We start from the raw sequence: 18,241 nt of genomic DNA, 5'->3' as shown, positions 1-18,241 counted from the left end.
CCGCTGTCTTGCCGTCGAGCTGTCCCATGGTGGTCTCCTTGCTGGGGTGGTGGTCTGGTGGGGGCCACCGTTCCGTTCAACCTTCAATCACCGTAGACCCCGAAAGGTGACGTGTCAACTAACTGGGTGATGGGTCAACTATCCGGGCGGCTGGACATCGGGGCGGCGGGGTCGTGGTGCGGCGGGGTGGCGGCACGGCCGGACATGCCGAAGCGGCGGCAGGTGTGACCTCGTACCTGCCACCGCTCCGTTGCCGGACCGCGCCGCCGGCGCGGCTCGTGAACACGCGCTGTGTGTTCACCGCATGCCATGTGTCACTTTGAAGTAGACCAGGTCGGTGTAGGCCCGCCCGGCACAGCGTCGCTGCGAACGCCTCGCCCTCGTCGCGCAGCACGTCCGCCTCCGCGGTGATGATCAGCGCCGGCGGAAGATGTGCGAGGTCCTCCTGGCTCGCCCGCAGCGGAGAGATGGTGCTACGACCAGGCTCCTCCTCGACGAACTCCTCGTAGGAGGCCGGCTCCAGCGCGACGGCGCACCCCGCTTTCGGTGCGTGGCCGTACTCGGGGGACACGACCGCGGCACCGACGCCGAGGCCCGGTCGCGTACCAGCCGGTCACGGGTGTGCGCGTCACCGAAGACCGCGCCCGTGCCGTGCGCGTACAGGTTGACGGGCAGTGTGTACCGACCGGGTCTTCGGGGCGGACGGCACGGGCCTTGACCCTGGCCGTCGGACCGCCCCGGACGGGTCACTGGGTGACGGCGGCCTCCAGGTTGGTCAGCACGCCCAGCTGGCCGAACAGGACCGTGCCGGACGGGTAGCAGTTGAACGACTCGATCTTGCCCTCACGCAGCCTGAACACGTCGCAGCACGGCACCTTGATGGTCTTGCCGGTGGGCGGGATGACCCCCATCGGCGTGTTCAGAGGCCCGTTGTGCGTCCCGTTCAGGGACAGCTCCACGATGACGATGTCGCCCTGCACGTAGACGTCGTACAGCTCGCGGTGCATGTCGGGGAAGGCCGCGGCGTAGTTCACCACGGGGTCGCCGACCTCCTGGCCGCGGTAGGTTATGCCGACCGACTCGTCCGTGAAGGTGCCGTCCTCGGTGAAGCTGGCGATCCACCCGGGGATGTCCTGGACTTCGGCCACCTGGTAGGCGTCCCTGATGATCTTCTCGTTGTCGAACATGAACCCTCACCTCTCTGCGCAGCCGTGAGCACCATGAGGCGACTGCGGCGACGCTGCATGTGACCACTTCCTTCAAGCCGCACACTAGGAAGGATTTACATGACACGTCAACTGTCGGAGAGGGCGTGACTGCACCTGGATGAATGCTCCAAAGTGATTGACGTGTCATCTATTTGGTCCTATGATCGCACCACAGACAGCTCGGACACGGTCGCGGCAGCACATCGCACATCACGGTGGATGAGACGGCGCCCACCGCATCCCCACAGGTCCGTGTCCGACCCCTGCCGTTCCAGGGCACACCACGCGAACCACCTGGCGGTCTCTGGCTGACGCCAGCAGGAAGCGGCGTCCGGCACTGGCCTCTCCCGGCCTCCGACGCCGGACGTCGAGCCGGTCGAGATACAGGTGCCACGGCCCCTATGAGCCCTTACCAGCATCCAGGAGCAACGGAGAACACCGTGTTCAGACGCTCACACACCATCGCGTCACCTCTCGCCGAGGAAGCACCGCAGACGAACTCGCGGCGTGGTTTCCTGCGGTCGGCCGCCGTCGTCGGGGCGGCTTCCGCCGTGTCGGTCGGGCTGCCCCACAACGCCTCGGCGGTCCAGCCCGCGTCGGTGGCGGGTCTCACCCTGCCGCCCGCCGGCCCGGACATCACCCGTTTCGACCTCCACGTCCCGCAGAGCGCGCTGGTGGACCTGCGGCGGCGGCTGGCGGCGGCCCGGCTGCCGGAACGCGAGACCGTCGACGACGTCTCCCAGGGCGTCCCGCTCAGTCGGCTGCGCGGCCTCGTCGAGCACTGGCGCACGAGCTACGACTGGCGCGCGCTGGAGTCCCGGCTGAACGAGGCGGGCCAGTACCGGACACGGATCGACGGCCTGGGCATCCACTTCCTGCACGTCCCGTCCAGGCACCCGGACGCCCTCCCGGTGATCCTCAACCACGGCTGGCCGGGGTCGTTCGTGGAGTTCCTCGACACGATCGGCCCACTCACCGACCCGACGCGGTACGGCGGAAGCGCGCAGGACGCCTTTCACGTCGTCATACCCTCCATGCCCGGGCACGGCTTCTCCGACCGTCCCGCGCAGGCGGGGTGGGACCCCGCTCGCATCGCCTCCGCCTGGATCACCCTGATGCAGCGTCTGGGCTACCGCCGCTACATCGCCCAGGGAGGGGACTGGGGAGGCGCCGTCACCACCCAGATGGGCAAGCAGCGTCCGGCCGGCCTGCTCGGTGTGCACCTCAACCTGCCGGAGTTCATGCTGACCAACACGGCCCTCGGGGACGGCACCCCGGAGGAGAAGGCGGCCATCGCCCAGCAGCAGGTCTTCGCCCAGCAGTACTCGGGCTACTTCCAGGAGCAGGCCACGCGTCCCGAGACCCTCGGCTACGCCCTGGCCGATTCCCCCGTGGGCCAGGCCGCCTGGATCTTCGAGAAGTTCATCGACTGGACGGACAGCGCCCACCGTCCGGAGCCCCTCCTCGGCTACGACCGCATGCTCGACGACATCAGCCTGTACTGGCTCACCAACACAGGTGCGTCGTCGGCGCGCCTCTACTGGGAGTTCTACCGGGACAACCACGACCTGACGCGCCTGGACCTGCCGGTCGGGGTCAGCGTCTTCCCCGGCGAGCTGGTGCGCACGCCGAGGGTGTGGGCCCAGAAGGCGTACGAGAACCTCGTCTACTTCAACGACGACATCGCCGCGGGCGGTCACTTCGCCGCGTTCGAACAGCCCCGGCTCTTCGTGGAGGAGCTGCGGGCCTACGCCCGTCTCGTCAGGTAAGGGGGTTCCGGGGCGGGCGCCCGCCGATCGGGCCGCGGTGCAGCGGCACGTGACCGGGAAGCACGATGCCGGCGTCCGCTGCGCGGTGCCACCAGGGGGTGCCGAGTCTCGCGGCGGACATGGTTCCCGAGGCGCGTCCTATTGGCCGGACCAGCCGGAATGTGAGCGAGTGCGGGCAGGTGACCTGGGTGGCGTCGCCGTTGTCGTCACTGACCATGCGTCAGGCGCAGCCGTCCCTCGCGGGTGTTCCCGGTGACGGTGACTACATCTCACGCCGACCGGCCGGGCCGCGGTGCGCCCCACTCGTACGGGAAGGGGATGGCGACCTCAACTTCAAGCATGTGATTTGTTTTTAGCGCGTACGGCGGGAAACCGCTGCGACGGGCCTGGAACCCCGAAGATCCGATGTGGAGAAACCAGACATGAAGTCGTTCCGCTGGAAGACGATCATCACTACGGCCGCCGTCGCGGGCATGGGCGGTCTCGCCATCGCCGCCGCGCCGACACAGGCCGCGAGCAGTGCTGTCGGCGGCCACCCCGTCAGCAACGTGCAGGCCCACGAAGCCCTGAGCCCTCAGCAGCTGTCGGCGCTGCCGCTCACGAACCGCCACCTGACCAGGCATGAGATAGCCAACCTCGCGGTCGTCCTGAACGCGTACCACGTGGCGGAGGGCAACAGCCTGGACGTCGAGGCTTTCATCAACAGCTTCACCAAGGACGGCGTCTTCGACGACAAGGTCGCCGGCGCCACCTATCAGGGCAAGGCGCTCGGTGATGTTCTGAACCGCATGGTCTCCCTCTTCCCCGACGTCCACCGTGAACTCAAGAGCATCACGGTGAACGGCGACGAGATCAGCATCGAACTGTCGATCCAGGGCACCTTCAAGGGGGCGTTGCAGACGCCGGCCGGCACCGTCAAGCCGACGGGCGCGAGGGTCGACACCCCGACCGCCGACTTCTGGTACCTGCGCAACGGCAAGGTCGAGCGGTTCGACTGCTACGTCGGGTACACGAAGATGTACTCCGACATGGGCGTGAACCTCGACTGGGCCTCGGCGGTCGCCGGGAAGTGAGCCAAGCCCTCGGCCGCTGGTGTGCGACTGGTGAGGCCGGACATCACCGGCCGAGGGCGAACGGGCGGTACGGCGCCCGCAATCAGCATGGGGGCAGACAAAGCATCCGCACTGAGGGCCGTGGTGTCCGACGTCCGAATCCTGGAACGGCAGGGCACATGGACTGCACCGTCGTGGAGCAGCGCCTCGACGATCCACGCCGCCAGGTGTGATCGCAGCTGTCGCTCCTCTCGCAGCGTCGAGGAGACCCACGCTGTGTGGCAGCCCTGCCTCGCAGAAGCCGGTGGTCCGGATGGTGGTCTCGACGGGGGCCCTGGCTTGCGGCAGGCACTTGCGCAGGGCACGCGCGCCGCGTTCGCGAACCGGTCTCAGAGGTCGTCCCGTAACGCTGGTCAGACGAGCTCGCCGTGGTCGGTGCGATCGCGGCGTCGGATCCCTCGTTGATAGGTCCGTTCACCAGGCTGAGCCCGCGGCGGTTCAACAAGCTGATCACCGCGCCTGCGGCGTGAAGGCCGACTCGGTCCGCGAGGACCGGGCGTGGTCGCTGCCGCTGGGGGACCGGGTGCTACTGGTGCCGCGTACCGGCGGACCAACCTCACCCCGCGCCGGCTCGCCCCGCTGTTCGGTGCCGAAGTCGGCGGCCGACCGGATCGTCGACCACCTCGGACCGGCTCTCGGGCTCCAGCCCCGACGGCGGTACCGCAAGAGCACCGTGCTCATCGTGGACGGCACGCTGGTTCCCGCCCGCGACCGGACCGTGACCGCCTCCAGCGAGCAGGTCATCCTGCATGTCAAAGATCATTTACGGGATGTTGGCCGGGTCGTGGGGACGTGTCGGTCGCGGCCGTGGATCGTGTCGGACGAACTGTGGTCGTCATTGAGCCGTTGCTGCCCAAGCCGGGGCCGAAGCTGGTCCGGGGCTCGGCCGCGAGCACCGGACCAGCGGACATCGTGCGGGGTCCCGTTCGTGTTGCACGGTGGGAGACCTGCCCCGGAAACCGGAATTCGGTTCGAGGATGACCCGTTGGCGCCGCCTGGCCGCGTCACGGCCTCCCGCCGGGGCTGCGAAGCGGTCCCAGCCCTGTCGACCGGGCACGGCCGGGCAGCAGTCACCACGTTCATGTCGACGGACGGGGCATCGAGCTCGCGGTCTCGCTGACCGGCGGGAACCCCCAACGACGCCACCCGGCTGCTGCCCCCGCTCGGCAAGGTCCCACCGGTCGCCGCCGTCGTCGGGGGGCCGCGGCACCGGCCGGACATGCTGTTCGCGGACCGCGGCTACGACCACGACAAGTACCGGTTGTTGCTGTACAGGCGCGGTATCCGTCCAGTGATCGGGGAACGCGCCTCGTCACCCACCGCCGCGTCGAACGCCTTTGTCCGGACCTCTCAACGCAGGGTGAGCCGTCTGCGTCCGAGTCGCTTGCCGGCTTCCCGCCTCCGCGTCGACGTCCGTTCCGGAGTATCACCTTCGGCGTCATGCTCAATTACCGCATGAAGCCCAGTGGCAGGTACCGGCGGGTGCGTTGGGAGGGCGGGCTGAAGCCGGGGCGGCACTGGTGGTCCGTGGAGGAGGAGTCAGGGGAACGGGCGTGTGAGCACCAGCCCGCCGCCGGTGCTCACACACCTGCGTGCGTCATCCCCCGGGAGGGCGGCAGTGCAGCCGGCGCGTGTTTCACTGCTGGGGGTCGAGCTTCTCGATGATCGAGTCGGCGATCTCTGCCAGAAGGGCGGTCTGGCCTGGGCTCATGTGATCCAGGAACAGGCGCCGCACATCTGCGGCATGCTGGGGCGCTGCCGTCTCCAAGGCGGCCCTCCCTGCCGGAGTGATCCGGACATATGCTCCACGGCCGTCGTCGACGCACTCTTCCCGGTCGACAAGATTTCGCTTGGTCATGCGTGCGATGTGGTGGGAAAGCCTGCTCTTCTCCCAGCCGAGCACCTTCGCAAGCTCAAGTACCCGCAACCGGTCGTCTGTGGAACGAGTCAGCTCGGCCAGCACCTTGTAGTCGGTCGCGGACAGCCCGAACTGGCTCTGTAACGACCGACCGGCCCGACTGACCAGCAGGTCGTGCATGCGCAGCAGACCTCGCCATGCACGTTCCTCGACCGGGGTCAGCCATCGAGGTGATTCCGTCATGAGTCCACCATATGAGAAAGTTGACGCGTCAGTCACCTCCCCTTACCCTCGACTTCAGGTGGCTGCGGCTCCGTATCGAAAGTGCGGCCGACGCGAGCCGAGAGGCCGCGCCTCTTCCTGTCCCAAGCCGCCTGAACCCCAGCGAACCAAACGCCCCGCGTCCTGCATGGACGATGGGACCGACAGCTATACATCGCATGTATACACTGTGCGTATAGTGCGGCCATGGCTACCGGAACAGCATCCCGTTACGACACCCCCGCCACCGTCCTCACCGCGACCGCGGCCTTCGGGCTGGTGCTCGGCTGGGCAACGTACGCTCTGCACGGGACGACACCCCTGTTGGAACGGGCGACCAACTCGATATCCACCTGGATCATCTGGACTGCCGTGGCCGGCGGGCTGATTCGTGTCCGGCAACTCGCCGCCTGGGGCGGGGGGTTGATGATGCTCGCCACCTGCGGCAGCTACTACGCGGCGTCCACGCTCGGCAACACGTTCGGGGCCGGAGGGCTCGGAGGCGCCGCCGTATGGTCGGTGGCCGGGCTGGTCGGAGGACCACTGCTGGGTTGGGCCGGGTGGACGGTACGGCGCGGGCGGGGGGACCTGCGAGCGGTGGCCGGGGCGGTCATCGCGATGGTGGTGCTGGGGGAGGCGGCCTGGCTTGGTCTGACGCTTCACTACTGGGGAGAGGCGGTCGTCTTCCTGGTCGTCGGCGCACTGCTCACCGTTCTCCTGACCGCCTATCTGGCGCGCGCCGGGGTGCACCGCTACTGGCTGTGCACTGTGCTCGCCCCCGTCGGCGGTCTCGCCTTCTACCTCGCGGAGAAGGGCATCCTCGACGGACTGCTGCTCGGATCGGTATGACTCCGTGGGCTCCGATCCCGTTCCCTTTCGTGTCGGCGTTCCCCTGCGCTGGCATGCTGCGCGGCGTCGGCGTCGGCGTCGTTGAGGCCGAGGCCGAGGCCGAGACCGAGGAGAAGCCGATGGTCGTACGCCTGCCGTAGTCGCGCGTGGCCCTCGGCCGTCTCGGCGACCGGGTGGCGCCAGACGCTGGGCACTTCGGTGGCGATGGTGGTGTTCTGCGTACACGACCGGCGAGGAGGAGCACGGCCGGATCACCGTCTCTCCGCTGCTCGACGACCCGCGTTCCACGCCGGTCCGGCCTCCGCCGACGACGGCGTGCCGAGCCCGCTCTCCCTGACGCAGGCAATGGAGGAGACAGCGCCGCTGCACCCGCACGTACCCGGAGGCGCACCTGGCGGATCTACGGCAGCGGCTGGCCCGCGTACGCCTGCCCGAACGGGAGAGGGTCCCGCAGCGGCTCCGAACGCGCTGTGCAGGGCTCCCGTGGCATCGCCGCCGACACGCGAACGGACTCCAGCAATAGTTGACACGTCAATACTCGCTGATTAGCTTCGTCGAAGCGTCAATAAGCGCCACGAACTCGCACTCGCGTCTGGCGAATCAACCGGGCACCAAGGAGAACAAAGTGACAGTCAGAGTCGTCGACGCACCCGAGGCGCGCCGCTACGAGGCGCGGGTGGACGAAGGGCCCGAGGTTGCCGGGTTCGCAGAGTACATCCGTACGGCGGAGCTGATCGCGTTCGTCCACACGGAGGTGGCTCCGGCACACGAGGGTCTTGGAATCGGCTCCGCACTCGTCCGGGCCTCTCTCGACGAAGCCCGCGCCGCCGGGCTGCGGGTCCTCGCCACCTGCCCCTTCTACGCGGGCTGGATCGACCGACACCCCGAGTACGCCGACCTGCTGTACCAGAATCGGAGCAGGGTCAGTGACTGAGCGTCCGGCCGAGCCGCTCAGGTGACCGACATGAACACCACGCCGCAGAAGAAGGCCTACGAGACGCAGGACGTCACCGTCACATACGAGGCAAGGCGCTGCCTCCACGCCGCCGAGTGCGTCAGGGGCCTACCCGAGGTCTTCGACGCGAACCGGCGCCCATGGATCAGGTTGGACGGCGTTCCTGCCGGCCGCGTGGCCGAAGTGGTGCGCCGCTGCCCGACAGGAGCGCTCCAGTACGCGCTGGCGGACAACGGAGCGGAAAGCCCCGACCGGCCCACCCGGATCACCCGCACCCCCGCCGGGCAGCTGATCGTGCGCGGTGAGCTTTCCCTGGACACCGACGAGGGGCGGCGCGCCGAAACCAGGGCCGTGCTGTGCGGCTGCGCGCGCAGCCACCGGCAGCCGTACTGTGACCACTCAGGCCCCTGCGGCCAGTGACACCGGCGGCGGACCCGCACCGAGATCGTTCAGCCCTGCGAGCACCCTGAAGCGAAGTGCCCACCCGAAATGAGGCGGGGGCGGTGATGAGTGCCGGACCCTGATCCCTGATCCCGGACGTGCGATGGGTGGCCTGATCTGCCGCATGTTGGTTGACGCGTCAAGTTTCTACTGTCTAGCTTGCTGAAGCATCAACTATCGACCTGACAGGGGCAGTTCCATGAACGACAAGAAGGTCATCGCCGTTACCGGAGCAACGGGTGCCCAGGGCGGTGGTACCGCCCGCGCGATCCTCGCCGACCCGGAGTCGGGTTTCGCGGTCCGCGCGATCACCCGGAACCCGGACTCGCCCGCCGCCAAGGAACTGGCGGAGCTCGGTGCCGAGGTCGTCCGGGCGGACTTCGATGACGAACCGACCGTGCGCAAGGCGTTCGAGGGTGCCTACGGCGCCTTCCTCGTCACCAACTTCTGGGCGCACATGTCCGCGGTGAAGGAGATCGAGGAGATCCAGGTCCTGGTCCGGTCCGCCAAGGCCGCGGGGCTGCGTCACGTGGTCTGGTCGACGCTGGAGGACACCCGCGAGCTCCTGCCCCTGGAGGACGACCGGATGCCCGTCCTCCAGGAGAAGTACAACGTGCCGCACTTCGATGCCAAGGGTGAGGGCAACGAGCTCTTCAGGGTGGCCGAGGTGCCGACGACCTTCTTGAACACCACCTACTTCTTCCAGGGCTTCCTACAGGGTTTCGGCCCCAAGCGCGGTGAGGACGGCGTGCTGACGCTCACCCTGCCGCTGGAGGACGGCAAGCTCCTGGCCGGGGTGGATGTGGCGGACATCGGCCGGACGGCTTTCGCCATCCTCAAGAGAGGCGAACAGTACATCGGTCAGACCGTCAGCCTGGCCGGCGACCACCTGACCGGTGCGCAGTACGCAGAGAAACTGGGGGCGGTGCTCGGCGAGCCGGTGCGCTTCCAGTCCGTGCCCTACGATGTCTTCCGGTCCCTCGACATTCCGGCTGCCGCCGAGATCGGCAACATGTTCCAGTACTACGGCGACTTCGACCAGGAGTTCACCGGCGCCCGCGACTTGAACCGGCTGCGGGAACTGAACCCGGAGCTCAAGAACTTCGACTCCTGGCTGGCCGAGAACGCCTCGAAGTTCTCGGTGAGCTGATGCGGACGCGAGTGCCGCGGTAGGGGGCGGCTCGCCCCCAAGGCTCCCGCGTCAGGCGAGGGCAGTGGTCGTGCCGGTACTACGGTGCGCTCCGATGGCCGGGGTGGGGACGTGGACCTGTGCACCGGTCAGCCGGCCATCTCCCCTGCCATTCTGACGGCGGACTTCCGGGCCGAGGCGGGGTCTGTGGCGACCGGAACGCTGAGGCGGTTCGAGGCTGCCTCTGAAGCGACTGGTTGAGTAGATTTCGTGGTGCGAGAGGAAAAGGCGGATCTACGCCGAGCGGCCGGTCAGCGCACGAGGGATGCCCTTCAGATGGCCGCCCTGGAGCTGCTCGCGCAACGCGGGCAGGAGGGTGTGACACTCCGCGATATCACCGATCGCGTCGGGGCCAACGTCGCAGCGGTCAGTCACCACTTCGGGTCGCTCGAGTCGCTGTGCGACTCCGCGATCGAGTACGCGCTGGAACGCTGTCTGGACGAGCAGATCCAGGAGCTCGGCTTCCTTGACACCACCTCGACGCTGCAAGGGGTGGCGGCGGCGTTCGCCCGGCCGATGACGCGCGCGCTGGCGGCCGGCGGTGAGGAGCTGGCCGTGATGCGGACCGTGGCGCGCGTCGGGATCGATCCGCCCCAGGGCCGGCAGCGGCTGACCGACGAGTTCGACCGGAGCCGCCGAGATGCCCTCAGGATGCTGACGGCCAATCTACCCGGCGTCGACGAGGCGGAGTTGATCTTCCGCACGCGGTGCGCGGCCGGCATGCTGAACTGGCTCGCGCTGGCGCCCATCGGTACCGAGCTGGCGGCCATGTCCGCCGAAGAGATCGGGCGGCAGCTGATCCCCGTGGTGGTCGGGGCGTTCCACGGCTACCCGCAGCCTGCCTCTGGCCAAGCACAAGATCCGCATCAGTGAGTCCTGCGACGAAACCCACGTCCAGGATGCAGCCGCCGACCAGGCGGTGGTCTCCGGAACCGACGCTCCGCCGCCGCGCTTGATCACAAGCATCGCGACCCCCGGCGCCGCGATGACCGACGCGGAGATGGCCGAACCGGTCCCTCACGCGCTCGCCGCCCGTGATCCTCGGCATGCCGGGCACTTCCTTGACCACGAGGGATCGTGGTGATGGCGCACCGTCGGGCGGGCCGCCGTACCGGCGCTTGGGCGACGGCGTCTGAGGTGGTCCAAACCCGCCACGGTGATCGGGAGAGGGGTTGACACAGCGGCGGCCCCGCCTCGTATTGTTGATGCATCAACTCTTCCCGAGGTGAGCGGCATTCGGCGAAGAAGCGGTTCGATGACCGAGAAGGAGATCGTCGCCAGTCGGCGACCAGGGAAGCGGCCCGGCCGGAGTGGTCCTGGAGGTCGCCCATGGCCTGTTCATCGCCCGCGCGCTGACGTGCGACACCTCCGCCCGGCCGGATGCTGAGGGCACGTGTCGCCTGACGGGCGGCAGCGGGATGTTCCGGTCATGGCGTGGGCGGCCGAGCGTAAGAGGCACTCGCGGGGGCGAGACCGGCTACGACGGTCGATTCATATTCATGTGATACATCAACTACATTGGACCCCGCGGAGCAAGGAGCGAGCACTGTGCCGAACGCCGTTGTGATGACCGGGTACGGACCACCGGACGTGCTGGAGTGGACGGCCGTTCCGCTCCCGGAGCCAGGGGAGGCTCAGGTGCGGATCCGGGTCAAGGCCGCGGGTGTGGGGCCGACCGACCTGGCGATCCGCGCAGGCCACCTGCGGTTCCCCCTGCCCGAGACTCCCGTTCTCGGATACGAGGTGGCCGGCGTCGTCGACGCCGTGGGCCCCGGAGTGTCGGCGACCGAGGTCGGTGACGAGGTGGCCGCTCTCCTCTTCGACCGGGGCGGTTACGCCGAATACGCCGTGGCGTCGATCTGGACGCACAAGCCGGGCTCCGTCTCCTGGGCGGACGCGGCGGCGCTGCCGAGCTCCGTGGAGGCGGCGGCCGGCGTGCTTGGCCAGCTGCGGATCACGGCAGGGGAGACGCTGCTGCTCCTCGGGGGCGGCGGCTCGGTCGGCGTGATCGCCACGCAGCTCGCGGTGGCCCAGGGGGTCAAGGTGATCAGCGCCGTAGGGCAGCGGGACGACGCGCTGGCCGCGGAACTCGGCGCGCACCCCGTGCGGTACGGCGCCGGTCTCGTCGGGGCGGTGCGCGCACTCGGTCCTGTGGACGCCGTCTTCGACGCGGCGGGCAAGGGCGCCCTCGCCGACGCTGTCGCACTCGCCAATGGGCCCGACCGGGTCATCACCCTGTCGGATCCCGCGGCAGCCGGATCGGGTGTGGTCCTCTCGGAGCCCACGACGGACCGTGCTCCCGGCGCCCTGGACGAAGGCATGGCCATGCTGGCCGAGAAGCGTCTCCGGCTGAAGGCGCGGACGCTGATGCCCATGCAGAGTGCCGCCGAGGCGCACCGGCGTCTGGAGAGTGGCGAGGTGCGCGACCGCATCATCCTCACCCTTGACTGATTCCGGCGCGTTCGTGCCGCCCGGGTCGGCGTACCGGCTTGCGCGTGCTGGTCGCCGACGTCGTCCGTGCCGGAAGGCGGACCCGCCGTCCGCGGGTGCCGCCCCGGCGGGAACCACGCTTCCGTGCCTGCCGGGGCGGGCCATGGCGTGGGGGACGCGAACACATGTGCCCGGCATGGCGCACGTTGCACGATTCCGCGGCCGGACGCGGCGGCACCTCACGCACCCCCGAGCCCGAAGGAACCTCATGCATCACATACTCGACCCCGAGCTCGCCGCCGTGGCGGCCACTCTCCCGACGGCCGACCTCTCAGATCTGGCGGCGGCGCGGGAAGCGGAACGACTGGTATCCGAGTACCTTCCCGTCCACGAACCACAGACGCCCGTGTCCGTGCAGGACGTGGCCGTCCCCGGCCCCTCGGGTGCGGGCGACGTACGGGTGCGGGTCTACGCGCCCGCCGAACGCTCCGGCACACTCCCCGGGCTGCTCTACCTGCACGGCGGCGGCTACGTCATGGGCAGTCCGGCCCTGATCGACTCGCCGGCCCGGATGCTCGCCGAGCGGGCGGGCGTCATCGTCGTGGCCGTGGACTACCGCCTGGCTCCCGAGCATCCCTTCCCCGCGGGTCTGGAAGACAGCTACGCGGCCCTCGTCTGGGCCGCCGACCAGGGTGGTGAGCACGGGATCGACGCCGACCGCCTCGGTGTCCTGGGCGAGAGCGCCGGGGGCGGGCTGGCCGCGGCGCTCACGATGCTGACGCGGGAGCGCGGGGGCCCCCGCCTGCTCGCCCAGTTCCTCGACGCCCCCACCGTCGACGACCGGTTGAACACCCCCTCGATGAGGACCTTGCGGGACACACCGGTATGGCAGTCCGCCAACTCGCCGATCGCTTGGGGGCACTACCTGCGCGGCACCGCCGAGCCTGGTGCCGCGGACGTCCCGGTGCACGCCGCTGTGGCCCGCGCGCGGGTGGAGGAGCTGGCCGGGCTTCCCCCCGCTCTGGTCGTGGCCTACCAGATCGACCCGACCCGCGACGAAGCACTCGACTACGCGCGTCAGCTCATCCAGGCCGGGGTCCCCACCGACCTCCGCCACTACGGCAAGGCGTTCCACGTGGCCCACTTCATCCCGGGGACCGCGATGGGAAGCCGGATGATCGACGACCGGATCGAAGCCGTCCGCAGGATGTTGGAAGCCTGACGGCACCGCCCGGCCCGCGGCGTGCCGTCACCCCGGGTCGCCCGTCATCGCCCACTACCCCTCACACACCCCCATCCGGGACACGGCAGCCGCCGTGCCCCGGAAGGCGTCCGCACCAGCACCGTCGCAAAGGCCAGTCACCGTGACCGATTTCCCCTCCCCACCGCCCGTCCCGGCCTCCCGCCGGTTCGTCCTGGGCGGCCATCTTCGCCTGTCCGTGCTCACGACCGCGGAGGAGACCGACGGTCGTCATGACCTGTCGGACATCACCCTGCCCGGTGACTCGGTCACACCGCTGCACCTGCACACCGCCTACGAGGAACGCGTCTTCGTCCTCTCCGGCTCCCTGACCGTGTGGGCCGGGACCGACACCTTCACCCTGCGTTCGGGCGACTTCTTCACCATCCCGAGGAACACGCCGCACACCCTGAAGGCCGGTCCCGAAGGAGCCCGTTCCCTGACCATCACGTCACCGGGCAGGTTCGCCGAACTGATCGCCCGCTCCGGGACGCCCGCGCACCTGGCGACCCCGCAGACCGAGTGGGACATGGAGCTTTTCCAGGCCCTCACCGAAGAGTTCGGCGACGTCATCCTCGGCCCCCCCGGTGCCACACCCGCGTCCCTCGACCAAGGCAGGTAGGCAGCGGGCGGATGCGGACCCGGCAGCGGACATTTCCCGACCGTGTCCCCAACACCTGACACCGCCGCTCACCACCTGGCCGGGTACGTGCCGGGCGTGGCGGCCATGCACCGCCCCGGCGCGGCCGGGGGAAAGAGGCCCCGGGGCTGACCGGCCGGCAGACGTAGGCCCGGAGTTCCTCCACGAAGCGCCGGGGCTGCTCGTGCAGCGCGGCGACGCCGAGCTCGTCGCGCTCGACCCGGACTCGGGTGACACGGTGCGCTTTCCCGCCCCCTGGCCGCGCGGCTCGGCACCGTGACGGTCTCGCCGGACGGCGGCACGGCCGTGTTCGCGGGGGTGCACGCGGTGCGCTGCGTGGACGCGTCCGGGGCCGTCGTGTGGGAGGTGTGCCACGGCTGCTGGGCCGGTGAGTGCCTGGTGGCGCACGGCGTGGTCGCCACGTACTGAGCCTGAGGAAGGACGGTGAGCGGCGACTTCAGCCGGGGCTCTGTGCGGCTGTGCAGCCGCAGCGTACGGCGGCGACGAAGTCCGCATACCGCTGCTCGAAATGGAGCGCGGCATGCCCGGCTGGTCCCGTACGGCCTGTTCCCGTGACAGCGTCCCGGTCCGCCGGGTGTGCTCCACCGCCGCCCGCGCGCGAACGTCGGGTGGGCTGTGAGCTGTTCCACCAGGTGCGCGCAGCACAGTCGCAGCAGTTCCCCGTACATGTCGCGGGCGTGTTCCGGTCAGATGCGCCACGGGCCATCGGCGTGGGCCAGGCACCCGGGATCAAGGTCGGCACCGGCTTCGCGAGTGTCTGGGCCACCGTGGACGCCAACCGGACGACCACCGCTTCGAGCCCGTGGGGTTGGTGACGGGCTGGGAGATCCGGCCGTCGAAGGTGATGTCGAAGGCGTTCGGAACGGCCTTCCGGCGCCTGGTCCGGCGGGCCTGGACTCGGCCGGTGGGACCGAGCGACATGATCGCCAGGCAGACACACTTCAGCTGACCTCCACACCGCGCCCCGCTCGACCCGAGGCAGCTCGCACCAGTCACCCCGGCCCGGAGGTCAGCGGCAGCTCCGCGCACTGCGGCCGCCGTTCCCGCCTCCGAGGCCTTCACTCCCCGGTGACCGAGGCTCTTCGGGGTATACGGCCCGGCATGGCACCGATGACTGAGCGCGTCATGTTCCTGCGGGCCGTGCGGCAACTGCACCGTGTCCGTTCCTTCTACGCCGGGGGCGTCCTGTTGTGGGCGGTGTGCGCCGCCTGGACCGGCTGGCAGGCGCCGGGAAGCCGGCAGATGTGGGCGTGCGTCCTCCTTCTCGCCGTCTTCACCGGCCTCCTCGTCACCGCGGGCCTGTCCCTGCGGCGCCTCGAAGTCCCCAGGACGGGCCGGCCCGCGCATCACGCCGCATCACACAAGGCGGCAAGCCCTCGCCACGCGCACGCCTGAGACGGTCACCACCGCCGGCCCGCCGACCCGGCGGGGGCCGCGCCTGGCGGGCCGGCGATAGTCGGGCGCGGCCTTACGTCTGCGGAGCCGGTGGCCGGGCATACGGGCTTCACCCCCTTCGAGAGGAGTTCGTGTCATGCTCGGCATAGTCGCGGCGGTGCTGTTCTTCTTGTCGTTTCTGATCAACGCGGCGGATCTCGGCACCAACGATGTGTTCACTTCGACGAACGTGATGCTGCTGGGGCTGACTGCGCTGGCCCTGCACGTGGCCGGTATCGGTTCCGGCTGGGCCCGCAGACGCTGACCCCCATCCCCCCGGGCCCGGTGACAGTCGACGCTCCGCGGCACCCCAGGCACCGCCGCCGAACGCGCGGCCGCGCACCCCGGCGACCGGCGGGATCGTCGGGCGCCATCGTCTGACGCGCTCGTACGCGCCCGGCACGTACCCCGTTCGGCACTGCTTGGTGTGCCTCAGTCCCTGCTGCCCAGGCCGGTGCCAGGCGGGAACGGTTCTCGGCCGACGCCGACGCCGATGCCGACGATGTGGTTGTGGGTGAGGGGCGTGGAGGTTCTCGGGGGTCAACGCCTGTGCTTGACCCCCGAGAACCAGACTCCTCGGGCATCAGTGACCCGCAGAGCTTCGGCGCCGAGCCAACGCGTTCGCCTCCTCCCGGTCGCGGTGGCCCCGCACTGCGCGGGCGCGGCAGTGAACCTGACGCTCATCGTCGCGGACGGCGCGGAATCGGTCATGGGAGGCGCGGTGAACGGATACCGCACGGGTGAGAGGTGGTGTCCCCCGGTGCGGTACGTCCATCGCGGACAGAGCGATGCCTGCCGTGAGGCGGTTCCGGCAGGCCACCGCGCCGCGTCAGTGGGTGTCGGCAGTCCGTGTGAGGTTCTCGATCAGCTCCTCGGTGATCTCCGCCAGCAGGGCTACTTGGCCGGGGGTCAGGTGGTCGAGGAAGAGACTCCGGACGTCCTCCACGTGGCGAGGTGCGGCTGTCGCTATGGCCTCGTGGCCGGCCGGTGTGACCCTTACGTACACCCCGCGGCGGTCCCTGGCGCAAACCTCGCGGTCGACGAGGCCGCGTTGCGTCATGCGCGCCAGGTGGTGGGACAGCCTGCTCTTCTCCCATCCGAGTTCCCTCGCGAGTTCCAGAACGCGCAGTCGGCCGTCGGGGACGCGGGTCAGCTCGGCCAGCACCGAGTAGTCGGCGGCGGACAGTCTGAACTGACTCCGCAAGGGACGCTCGGTATGTGTGATCAGTCGCCCAAGTGCACGTAGCAGACCTCGCCATGCCTGCTCCTCGGTCGCCGTAAGCCACCGGGGTGGTTCGTCCGTCACGGCACTCCTATTTTGTTGATGCATCACATACCCGTCGCCGGGCACCTTCACGCATGCTTCCGAACCCTGCGGCGGAGACCGTGCCTCGGCGGCGTCGATCACCGTGCCGTTCAGCGGGTGCGAACCGGGACCAGGGCGCTGAGCAGCACCACGAGGGCGCCGAACGCGAAGGCGGTGGTGGTCCCGTGGTGGTCGGTCAGGACGCCACCGGTGAAGGAGCCGACCGCGAGGAAGGTCTGCGAGGCGGTGACGAGGAGGGCCAGGGCGGCCTCGGGGGCCTGCGGGAACAGGCGCATGACCCGGGCCTGCCCGATAGGGGGTACTCCTCCGAAGGCCGCGCCCCACAGCAGGACGAGGGTGATCACGGAGGGGGTCGAGGTGGCGACGGTGAGCAGCAGGACCGCTGCGGCGAGGACGAGTCCGGTGAGGGCGGCCAGGACGCGTAGGGAACGCCCGGCGATGAGGCCGACGAGGAAGTTCCCCGCGAGTCCCGCCAGTCCGTAGCCGAGGAGCACGGCGGTGACGGCGCCGGCGCTCAAGTGCGCGTGCTGCTGGAGGTGGGGGGTGATGTAGGTGTAGGCGGTGAAGTGGCCGAAGAAGGCGACGGCGGTGGCCAGCAGGGCGAGGGCGGCGGACGGGGTGCGCAGGACGTTGCCGAGCGAGGCCGGACGCACGGTGTCGGTCGGCTTCAGGGTGGGCAGTGCGATCCTGAGGAAGACCAGCGTCAGCAGTGCCGCGACGGCGGCGATGTCGAAGGCGGCGCGCCATCCGGCGAGGTGACCGATCAGGGCGCCGAGCGGGAGACTGACGACGGTTCCGGCCGAGATGCCCGCCGTGATGAACGAAGCCGCGCGGTCCGCGTCAGCGGGAGGGACGAGACGGCTGCCGACTCCGGCTCCCATGGCCCAGAAGCCACCGACGCCGAGACCCAGGAGCAGGCGTGCGGCGATCATGACGGTCATGTCGGGCGCCAGGGCGGCCAGGGCGTTGGACACCGTGATCAGTGCGGCGAGGGTGAGCAGGACGTGCCGGCGGTCGAGCCGGCCTGAGGCTACGGTGAGCAGCGGCGCGGCCACGGCCGCGGCCAGTCCGGGGACGACCACGAGGAGTCCCGCGGTGCCGGTGTTCACGTGGAGGCTGTCGCCGATGGCGGGCAGCAGGCCCACAGGAAGGAATTCCGAGAGCACCAGCACGAACGACATCGTCGCCGCGGCTCCCACGGCCGGCCATCCGCTCCGGCTGTTCGGCTCGGACGTTCGGGACACGGACCCGCCCCGGGGGCCGGCTGGGGTGAGGCGATCGCTCATGACTCTCCTTGTCCGCGGCCTCGGCCTTCCGGGGCATGTCCTGCTGGGTGGGTGAGGGCGTACTGGGACGCGGTGATGTGCAGCGGACGGGGCGCGGGCCCAGGACGGTGCCGCGCCCCCTGCCGGTGTGCTGCGGTGGGTGTGGGGTGGGTGCGTTGGTGGTGGTCAGACTTGGTTGGCGCCGCCGTCGATGAAGATTTCGGTGCCGGTGATGTAGCTGG

17 protein-coding genes and 2 pseudogenes are annotated in these 18,241 nt (G+C 69.6%); 14 read left to right on the top strand and 5 right to left on the bottom strand.

The features are described from left to right. Positions 1 to 340 precede the first annotated feature (340 nt). Positions 341 to 743 (bottom strand): annotated as a pseudogene (locus IE294_RS48640) (alpha/beta hydrolase); the annotation flags it as partial. A 3-nt stretch (positions 744 to 746) separates the two neighbouring features. Further along, a complete protein-coding gene (locus IE294_RS43905) occupies positions 747 to 1,187 on the bottom strand; it encodes a nuclear transport factor 2 family protein (RefSeq protein ID WP_189894940.1) in 441 nt (146 codons plus the stop codon). A 461-nt stretch (positions 1,188 to 1,648) separates the two neighbouring features. Here IE294_RS43905 and IE294_RS43900 point away from each other — a divergent pair, with 461 nt between their 5' ends. The 3 genes and pseudogenes from IE294_RS43900 to IE294_RS48635 all read left to right on the top strand — a co-directional run. Beyond that, the gene (locus IE294_RS43900; protein WP_189894939.1) at positions 1,649 to 2,977 is read left to right on the top strand and encodes an epoxide hydrolase family protein; all 1,329 of its coding nucleotides are present in this window, start codon (positions 1,649 to 1,651) and stop codon (positions 2,975 to 2,977) included. Between the two features lie 422 nt (positions 2,978 to 3,399). Further along, entirely contained in the window at positions 3,400 to 4,050 is a 651-nt protein-coding gene (locus IE294_RS43895) for a nuclear transport factor 2 family protein (protein WP_189894938.1), read from the top strand. Positions 4,051 to 4,457: 407 nt separating this feature from the next. Then, positions 4,458 to 4,825 (top strand): annotated as a pseudogene (locus IE294_RS48635) (transposase family protein); the annotation flags it as partial. A 900-nt stretch (positions 4,826 to 5,725) separates the two neighbouring features. Here the strand turns inward: IE294_RS48635 and IE294_RS43890 are convergent. Beyond that, entirely contained in the window at positions 5,726 to 6,127 is a 402-nt protein-coding gene (locus IE294_RS43890) for a MarR family winged helix-turn-helix transcriptional regulator (protein ID WP_189894942.1), read from the bottom strand. 288 nt (positions 6,128 to 6,415) lie between these two features. Between IE294_RS43890 and IE294_RS43885 the strand changes: the two genes are divergently transcribed. The 11 genes from IE294_RS43885 (at position 6,416) to IE294_RS43835 (ending at position 15,672) form a co-directional block, all read left to right on the top strand. Next, a complete protein-coding gene (locus IE294_RS43885; protein WP_189894937.1) occupies positions 6,416 to 7,057 on the top strand; it encodes a DUF6518 family protein in 642 nt (213 codons plus the stop codon). A 625-nt stretch (positions 7,058 to 7,682) separates the two neighbouring features. After that, positions 7,683 to 7,991, top strand: coding sequence for a GNAT family N-acetyltransferase (locus IE294_RS43880; protein WP_189894936.1), 309 nt, complete (start codon positions 7,683 to 7,685; stop codon positions 7,989 to 7,991). Between the two features lie 30 nt (positions 7,992 to 8,021). Further along, positions 8,022 to 8,432: a (4Fe-4S)-binding protein gene (locus tag IE294_RS43875; protein WP_189894935.1), complete on the top strand. Its 411-nt coding sequence runs from the start codon at positions 8,022 to 8,024 to the stop codon at positions 8,430 to 8,432. 220 nt (positions 8,433 to 8,652) lie between these two features. After that, entirely contained in the window at positions 8,653 to 9,603 is a 951-nt protein-coding gene (locus tag IE294_RS43870) for an NmrA/HSCARG family protein (protein ID WP_189894934.1), read from the top strand. Positions 9,604 to 9,918: 315 nt separating this feature from the next. After that, a complete protein-coding gene (locus IE294_RS43865) occupies positions 9,919 to 10,515 on the top strand; it encodes a TetR/AcrR family transcriptional regulator (RefSeq protein ID WP_189894933.1) in 597 nt (198 codons plus the stop codon). Positions 10,516 to 11,190: 675 nt separating this feature from the next. Next, entirely contained in the window at positions 11,191 to 12,093 is a 903-nt protein-coding gene (locus IE294_RS43860) for an NADP-dependent oxidoreductase (RefSeq protein ID WP_189894932.1), read from the top strand. 247 nt (positions 12,094 to 12,340) lie between these two features. After that, positions 12,341 to 13,294 (top strand): alpha/beta hydrolase, encoded by a 954-nt coding sequence (locus tag IE294_RS43855; RefSeq protein WP_189894931.1) that lies wholly within the window; start codon positions 12,341 to 12,343, stop codon positions 13,292 to 13,294. A 142-nt stretch (positions 13,295 to 13,436) separates the two neighbouring features. Further along, entirely contained in the window at positions 13,437 to 13,934 is a 498-nt protein-coding gene (locus IE294_RS43850) for a cupin domain-containing protein (protein WP_189894930.1), read from the top strand. Positions 13,935 to 14,228: 294 nt separating this feature from the next. After that, the gene (locus IE294_RS49510) at positions 14,229 to 14,381 is read left to right on the top strand and encodes a hypothetical protein (protein WP_306433544.1); all 153 of its coding nucleotides are present in this window, start codon (positions 14,229 to 14,231) and stop codon (positions 14,379 to 14,381) included. A 693-nt stretch (positions 14,382 to 15,074) separates the two neighbouring features. Next, on the top strand, positions 15,075 to 15,368 hold the full coding sequence (locus IE294_RS43840) for a hypothetical protein (RefSeq protein WP_189820179.1): 294 nt from the start codon (positions 15,075 to 15,077) through the stop codon (positions 15,366 to 15,368). Positions 15,369 to 15,504: 136 nt separating this feature from the next. After that, entirely contained in the window at positions 15,505 to 15,672 is a 168-nt protein-coding gene (locus IE294_RS43835; protein WP_189820178.1) for a hypothetical protein, read from the top strand. Positions 15,673 to 16,236: 564 nt separating this feature from the next. On the opposite strand, the gene IE294_RS43830 is transcribed toward IE294_RS43835, so the two are convergent. Further along, positions 16,237 to 16,611, bottom strand: a complete 375-nt coding sequence (locus tag IE294_RS43830) for a MarR family winged helix-turn-helix transcriptional regulator (RefSeq protein ID WP_306433543.1) — start codon at positions 16,609 to 16,611, stop codon at positions 16,237 to 16,239. 212 nt (positions 16,612 to 16,823) lie between these two features. After that, complete coding sequence (locus IE294_RS43825; protein WP_189894929.1) at positions 16,824 to 17,915, bottom strand: MFS transporter; 1,092 nt, start codon at positions 17,913 to 17,915, stop codon at positions 16,824 to 16,826. Positions 17,916 to 18,241: the final 326 nt, after the last annotated feature.

It is taken from the genome of Streptomyces canarius, from assembly GCF_014650735.1.
Classification (GTDB): domain Bacteria; phylum Actinomycetota; class Actinomycetes; order Streptomycetales; family Streptomycetaceae; genus Streptomyces; species Streptomyces olivaceoviridis.
The sequence above is the reverse complement of the archived record's forward strand: the minus strand, read 5'-3'. Positions and strand labels throughout refer to the sequence as shown.

What these genes read in the sequence shown, in the direction of transcription:
- IE294_RS43885 (WP_189894937.1), top strand. Translation starts at nt 6,416, where the DNA reads ATGGCTACCGGAACAGCATCCCGTTACGACACCCCCGCCACCGTCCTC.
- IE294_RS43905 (WP_189894940.1), bottom strand. Translation starts at nt 1,187, where the DNA reads ATGTTCGACAACGAGAAGATCATCAGGGACGCCTACCAGGTGGCCGAA.
- IE294_RS43835 (WP_189820178.1), top strand. Translation starts at nt 15,505, where the DNA reads ATGCTCGGCATAGTCGCGGCGGTGCTGTTCTTCTTGTCGTTTCTGATC.
- IE294_RS43890 (WP_189894942.1), bottom strand. Translation starts at nt 6,127, where the DNA reads ATGCACGACCTGCTGGTCAGTCGGGCCGGTCGGTCGTTACAGAGCCAG.
- IE294_RS43875 (WP_189894935.1), top strand. Translation starts at nt 8,022, where the DNA reads ATGAACACCACGCCGCAGAAGAAGGCCTACGAGACGCAGGACGTCACC.
- IE294_RS43870 (WP_189894934.1), top strand. Translation starts at nt 8,653, where the DNA reads ATGAACGACAAGAAGGTCATCGCCGTTACCGGAGCAACGGGTGCCCAG.
- IE294_RS43855 (WP_189894931.1), top strand. Translation starts at nt 12,341, where the DNA reads ATGCATCACATACTCGACCCCGAGCTCGCCGCCGTGGCGGCCACTCTC.
- IE294_RS43895 (WP_189894938.1), top strand. Translation starts at nt 3,400, where the DNA reads ATGAAGTCGTTCCGCTGGAAGACGATCATCACTACGGCCGCCGTCGCG.
- IE294_RS43825 (WP_189894929.1), bottom strand. Translation starts at nt 17,915, where the DNA reads ATGTCGTTCGTGCTGGTGCTCTCGGAATTCCTTCCTGTGGGCCTGCTG.
- IE294_RS43865 (WP_189894933.1), top strand. Translation starts at nt 9,919, where the DNA reads ATGGCCGCCCTGGAGCTGCTCGCGCAACGCGGGCAGGAGGGTGTGACA.
- IE294_RS43840 (WP_189820179.1), top strand. Translation starts at nt 15,075, where the DNA reads ATGGCACCGATGACTGAGCGCGTCATGTTCCTGCGGGCCGTGCGGCAA.